The following is a 6,369-nucleotide window of genomic DNA, read 5'->3' as shown; positions in this document are numbered from 1 at the left end:
CGGGCGAACTGCAGGCCGCCGCCGTCGGGCGCGTACACCACGGACGGCAGCCGCCGCTGGCCACCGAGCTCGAGCACGCGGGGCCAGCCGCCGTCCGTGACCGCGACGATCGTGTTCGCGGATCCGATATCGATACCGAGCTGATAACCCACCGCGACTCCCGACCCTGCCCAATCACGTAAGCGCCCCGGGGCACCTGACCGCCCCCGACTGCCGGGGACCTGGCCCCTTCGTATGGTGCGATCATCGTAGACGTTTGACCAGGCAATTCGCGTGTCCGCCGCAAGACAGGACAAGGCCGGACCAACCCTCACCGAGGGCACATCACTCAGTAGCCATCTGCAATCGGAAGGTAGCGACCGTTCGAGGTGAAGTGCCTCGCCCGGTACCCGGATCAGACCGATGGGTGCGCAACGAACAGGCCGAGGACGTCGCCATCGCCCGGCGGGCTGCGCCATCGGCAGGCGGGCTGCGCCGTCGTCCCGCCTGCCGTCCGAGCGGACAGTCCCCCCACCCGAGAATGGCGATTATGGTTCAAAGCGAACATACAAGCCATAATTCTCGACTGTCAGCCGCCATTACAACAGGCCCTGCGATGCTCCTTAGCAAATACACGGACCTGAGCCGACCTGGTTCAGTGCAGATCCGGTTCGAGTGGTAGAAATGGGTCGAGCGTGCTGGGCGGTGTCATCGCGGCTCCACCCGCCAGCACCCGGCGATCATTGGAGACCGGATGGGAATTCTTTCGGGGGATGGCGCAGATCCGGCTGAGACGACCGAGTCCCAGTTCGAACTCTCCGAGCGGATCGCGCTGCTCGCGGATCGGGCCGGGTCCGACACCGCAGCCGCCTTGATACGGCAGGCAGATCGGCGGGCCCGAACGTCGGCGGCCAGAGTGTGCATTGTAGGCGGCACCAACGTCGGTAAGTCCGGCCTGATTAACAGGCTCGTCGGCGCAGAATGTGTGCCGGTCTCAGTCCAGCCGATCGTCACCGGACCAACAGTGGTCCAATCTGCCGCGGACCGATCCGCCGCTACCGAGTCGTCGCGCCAGGCCCCCGGAACCAGCGGCTACCAGACCGTGACCGTCGGCGGGGGCACGGACAGGTGGCTGGCTCGGACCGGCCTGGAACTGGTGGACACCCCGAGCTGGGAGGTCTGGACCAGCCAGAATCCAGCGCTCGCCGACACCGGCCCACTCAGCCGAGTTGTGACGGACTGCGATCTGGTGGTGGTCGCCACCGAAGCGCGCCGGGCCCTACCCGGAACGGACCAGGCCAGGGTCAGGGCGTTGGTCAGCCAGCAACACAGTCCACCCGTGGTCGTGGTCGTCACCAAGCTCGACGAGGTCGGCGACGAGGTGGACGAGGTGATGCGTCGGGTCCGCTATCTCGTCCGGGAGACGGCGCCAGAGATTCAGGTGTTACAGGGGCCGGGAGACCCACTAAGTTCCGGGTATACGGAGCGTCTAGAGCAGTGCCGTAGCGCGCTGGCCGCGCTGTCCGGCGCGCACCACCGCGTCGGTCTACGCGCCATTCGCCGGATCCATCTCCTCACCGCCACCTGCGCACTGATCGCAGACGCTGCCGAGCGGGCTCTCGCGGACGCCCATTGGAGCCATCCGACGAAGGCACGGGCGGCGCAGGTCTGGCAGGCGGCGCGGGAGAGTGCGCAGTTCCACTGGATCGTCCTGGCTGCGGCCCTCGATGACCGACGGGAAACCCTCGTCGCCCGGATACGAGCCGAGGCCGACAGGCGGCGTGTGCAGTGCATGGCGAGCCTGGCCGCAGAGCTCTCCGAAACCACGACCACCCGACTCTTCATGGAACTGCGGGCCATCCCACAGATCGACGTCATTCGACAGGAACTGCACACCTGGATCGTCGAGACCGTGATCTCCGCGCTTTCCGACGCGGCCGACTGGCTGCGCGGCGCGCTCCTGCGCAACCGGCCGGGCGAGGAGTTGTTCACCGGTCTCTCCGGGCCGGGCCTCTATCCGCCCGTGCCCACCGTCGCCGGTACCGTCTCACCCGCGCGCGCAGCGGCCGACTCGGACGGCTGGGATGCCTCCTGGCTGCCGGAATTCGTCGGAACCACCCTGGAGAGCGTGCTGGCACCGGTGCTCTCCGAGATGATCGCCCACCTGGTGGGAGCGGTCGGCGCCGCGGTGGTGGGTGAGGCGGTGCAACAGAGACAGGACCGCCGGCTACGCCACGACGTCGATGCGCTCAGACGGTTGGTGGCATCGGCCTTCGCCGCCCAGCTGGCCCGGGCCGAGGATCACGTCGAGCAGGAGTTCCGTCGGCTGGCCGTCCGCGCGCGAGACCGCGACGAGCAGTGGTGGCGGCTGCACTCGGCGGCGCTCGCCGCACAGCCGGAATCCGTTGAACACTGGCGTGCCCTCCTGGCGGAGGCCCACCTTCTCCGTCGGTCGGCACGCATCCAGCTGTCCTCCCTGGAAGGAAGATAATGGGCGACACGAGTAGCCCGGATCACAGCCGACCCGCGGGGCAGTTTGATGATTGGAACACACGTGTCAGCACGCTCAAGAATCTCTATGCAAGCATTCAGAGGATCGCCCGAGGCTCCGGCGCTCTCCTCGGCGACCCGACCGACGACGATCGGTTTCTTCGCTTGGAAAACACCGGCAGCGTCTTCGAGCGGGAGACGTTTCGGATCATGGTTATCGGTGAGTTCAGCAGCGGAAAAAGCACTCTGATCAACGCAATGCTCGGGAAGCGACTGCTACCGACCAAGGCGAATCCGGCGACGGCCTTCACCACGGTTCTGCGGTGGGGTGAGAACGAGCACGCCGAACTGTACCGGAGTGTCGACGGCCGGGGCGGCATGACGGAGGTCAGTATCGAGCAGTTCCAGCGCGAGGTCTCTCTCCAGATCGACGCCGATGGAGCTCCGCGCGAACCCTCGTTCCTGCTCGCCGTCGTCTCGCAACCCCTGGAACTGCTCCGAAGGTCCGTGGAGATCGTCGACTCGGCGGGCGTCAACGAGAGTCCCGCGCGGGAGCGGGTGACCCTGGGCTTCCTCGAGCAGGTGGACGCCGTCATCTTCGTCACGGACGCAGGCCGTCCATTCACTCTCCACGAGACACAGAACTATCTTCGCCACGTTCAGGAACTCGGCCATGAGGACATCTTCTTCGTGGTCAACCAGTTCGACCGTATTGACGAGGAGGAACGGGCGGAGGTACAGAGCCGCTGTCGCAACGCGGTGGCGGAGATCGGCGCCGACTCGGGTCGGAACATTTTCTTCGTCAGCGCCCGCGACGCTCTGCGGGCACGACTGGACGACGATGCAGAAGGTCTCGGAAAGTCGGGGATAAATAACCTTGAACGAGCCCTGGAAGCTTTTTGCATAAATGACGCTGCACGCGTCAAGTTCGTCCGGCTTGCCGAGTTTCTTCGGCACAGCTCCGTCGATCTCCGAAGGCGCCTCCAGGAGGAGGGCGGGCTACTGGCCAAGTCGGCGGCCGAGTTGCGGGACCTTCTTGACCAAAGCCAGCAGACACAGGATCAGATCCAGCAGAACGTCGGACAGATCGGCGAAATCATCGATCGTTGGATCTCGGATGTCGAGCGGGAGATAAAGGTCGACTTCACCCTTTTTCTGCGAGATCTGAGTACCAAGGTCCCGTCCTGGGAGGCCAAGGTGGGCGGGCGGATCGACCGTGCGCGCAAGACGGTCACCAAAAGCGGCCGGGAGGCACTTCAACGCGAGATTGTCAGCGGCTACATGAGCAACCTCCAGCGAAAGATGCAGGTGTTCTGCAATCAAGAGATCGATCCCCTGATCCTGGCTCGCCAGAAGGAACTCATCGATCGTATCAACCCGTTGATCAAGGCTCACGAGGAGGCCTTCGAGGAGCTGCGTGGAACCCTGACCGGAACCAGCTCCGAGCCGGACCCCGACTACCTGCTGCGCTCGCTGGCCTTCTCCGTCGTCCGCGAGGGGGCCGCCGAGGCCCACCATGGCGACGTTCCACTGCTGTTCAGACCGAATCCGGTCCTGGCCATCGGCGCCGGCGGAGGGGCAGCAGCTGCTGCCGCCGCCGCGGGCCTCATCAGCATCAGCGCCATCATTCCCCCGCTGGGACTCATGGTGGGGATCGGCGCGGCGTTGGGGCCCATCGTCGCGGCCGGGGCGGTGGTGCTGTCGGACGGCAAGCTGCGCGATCTGGTCGCCGAGAAGTTCACCGACGATCTGAACCGTTCGGCCGAGAGCTCGGCCGAGCAGTACGCCCTGAACCGCGCAACCGAGCTGCGCAGTTCCTGGAGCAAGATCGAGAAAGGCCTCGCCGCCAGACTGCAGGAGCTCGTCGCCAGCGTGAAGCGGAGCATCGAGGAGTCACGAGTCGACGAGCAGGAGAAGCAGCGCCTGCGTAACGGTCTTTATCAGTACGAACAGCAGTTGACGGTCATCGAGGGCCGCATCGGAGATTTCCTGCGACCCTACGTGGCAGGTCGCACACAGGTGTGAATCCATGTCTGCGGCCCTGCGCCGGCCGGCGCCGGTCGGCCCGTCTCGACGGCCGTGTCGTCGCCGCGTGGCGCATGTCCCCCGGGCTCAGCTCGGGGGCGCGAAAGCTCCCGGCGCTGGTTCGCCGAAGGCGGTGAGGATCGCGTCGGCGGCGAGCGCGGGGGTGAGCGTGCCGTCGCGGACGCGGCGTTCGAGGTCGGGGGTGATCTCCCGGACGCGCGGGTGCGCCCGCAGCTCGGCGAGCAGGCGGTCGTGGACCATCGCCCAGGTCCAGTCCACCTGCTGGCGCCGGCGGCGGGTGGCGAGCTCGCCGGAGGCGTCGAGGGTGTCCTGGTGCTTGATCACCTGCGCCCAGACGGTGTCGAGGCCGGTGCGCTCGGCGGCGCTGCAGGTGAGCACCGGGGTGTTCCAGTCGCGCGGACCCGAGGAGCCCTGCAGCATCCGCAGCGCCCCGGCCAGCTCGCGGGCCGCGCGGCGGGCGTCGAGCTCGTGCGGGCCGTCGGCCTTGTTCACCGCGATGACGTCGGCGAGCTCCAGCACGCCTTTCTTGATTCCCTGCAGCTGGTCGCCGGTGCGGGCCAGGGTCAGGAACAGGAAGGTGTCGACCATGTCGGCCACCGTCGTCTCCGACTGGCCGACGCCGACCGTCTCGACCATGACGACGTCGTAGCCGGCCGCCTCCATGACGACCATCGCCTCCCGGGTGGCCTTCGCGACCCCACCGAGGGTGCCCGCGGTCGGCGAGGGCCGGATGAACGCCGCCGGGTCCACCGAGAGCGCGGCCATCCGGGTCTTGTCGCCGAGGATGCTGCCGCCGGTCCGCGTCGAGGACGGGTCGACGGCGAGCACCGCCACCTGGTGGCCCCGCCCGGTCAGGCTGGTGCCCAACGCGTCGATGAACGTCGACTTGCCCACGCCCGGCACCCCGGTGATGCCCACGCGGCGCGCCTTACCGGCGTGCGGGAGCAGCGTCACCAGCAACTGCTGGGCGAGCTCCCGGTGGTCCGGCCGGCTGGACTCGACCAGCGTGATGGCCCGCGCGATCCAGGTCCGCGACGAGGCCAGCACGCCGTCCGCGTACTCGGTCAGATCGATGCGCCGGGTCACGACGTCAGCGACGCCGTAGCCAGCGACGCCGGTGCCAGCGGCGCCGGTGCCGGCCGGGCCGCAAGCGGCGGTGCCGTTGCCAAAGATGCCACAGCTCGGCCGGTTCAGGCCGCGGAGTGGCCGAGCTGCGCCGACAGGGTGGCGAGCAGTTCCAGCGCCGCGTCGGCGATGACCGTCCCCGGCGGGAAGATCGCCGCCGCCCCGGCCGCCCGCAGCTCGTCGAAGTCGCCCGGGGGGATGACCCCGCCGACCACGATGAGGATGTCGGAGCGGTCCAGCGCGGCGAGCTCCTCGCGCAGCGCGGGCACCAGGGTGAGGTGCCCCGCGGCCAGCGACGACACGCCGACGATCTGCACGTCCGCCTCGACGGCCTGGCGGGCGACCTCGGCGGGCGTCTGGAACAGCGGGCCGACGTCGACGTCGAAGCCGATGTCGGCGAAGGCGCTGGCGATCACCTTCTGGCCGCGGTCGTGGCCGTCCTGGCCCATCTTCGCCACCAGGATGCGCGGGCGGCGGCCCTCCGCGCGCTCGAACTCGGCGGCGGCCTCGCGGGCGGCGGCGACATTTCCGGCGGGTCCCGCCTCGTCCCGGTACACCCCGGAGATGGTACGGATCTGGCCGGAATGGCGCCCGTAGACCTTCTCCAACGCGTCCGAGATCTCGCCGACGGTCGCCTTGGCGCGGGCCGCGTCGACGGCCAGCGCCAGCAGGTTCTGCTCCAGGCCGGGACCGCGGCGGCCGTCGCGGGCGGCGTCCGCGGCCGCGGTG

At 68.3% G+C, this 6,369-nt stretch carries 4 protein-coding genes; 2 read left to right on the top strand and 2 right to left on the bottom strand.

Annotated features, from left to right (window positions below):
* Positions 1 to 733: 733 nt before the first annotated feature.
* Both ND748_RS22295 and ND748_RS22290 read left to right on the top strand, forming a co-directional pair.
* Entirely contained in the window at positions 734 to 2,470 is a 1,737-nt protein-coding gene (locus tag ND748_RS22295; RefSeq protein WP_285902532.1) for a GTPase, read from the top strand.
* Positions 2,470 to 4,494 (top strand): dynamin family protein, encoded by a 2,025-nt coding sequence (locus tag ND748_RS22290; RefSeq protein WP_251747922.1) that lies wholly within the window; start codon positions 2,470 to 2,472, stop codon positions 4,492 to 4,494. The genes ND748_RS22295 and ND748_RS22290 overlap by 1 nt, the downstream gene beginning before the upstream one ends.
* A gap of 87 nt (positions 4,495 to 4,581) precedes the next feature.
* Here ND748_RS22290 and meaB read toward each other — a convergent pair whose 3' ends face one another.
* The gene (meaB, locus tag ND748_RS22285) at positions 4,582 to 5,601 is read right to left on the bottom strand and encodes a methylmalonyl Co-A mutase-associated GTPase MeaB (RefSeq protein ID WP_251747921.1); all 1,020 of its coding nucleotides are present in this window, start codon (positions 5,599 to 5,601) and stop codon (positions 4,582 to 4,584) included.
* A 104-nt stretch (positions 5,602 to 5,705) separates the two neighbouring features.
* Positions 5,706 to 6,369, bottom strand: a 664-nt coding sequence (locus ND748_RS22280) for a cobalamin-dependent protein (protein WP_251747920.1), incomplete at its 5' end; no start/stop codon positions are given.

This window comes from Frankia sp. AiPs1, from assembly GCF_023716945.1.
Taxonomy (GTDB): domain Bacteria; phylum Actinomycetota; class Actinomycetes; order Frankiales; family Frankiaceae; genus Frankia.
The sequence above is the reverse complement of the archived record's forward strand: the minus strand, read 5'-3'. Positions and strand labels throughout refer to the sequence as shown.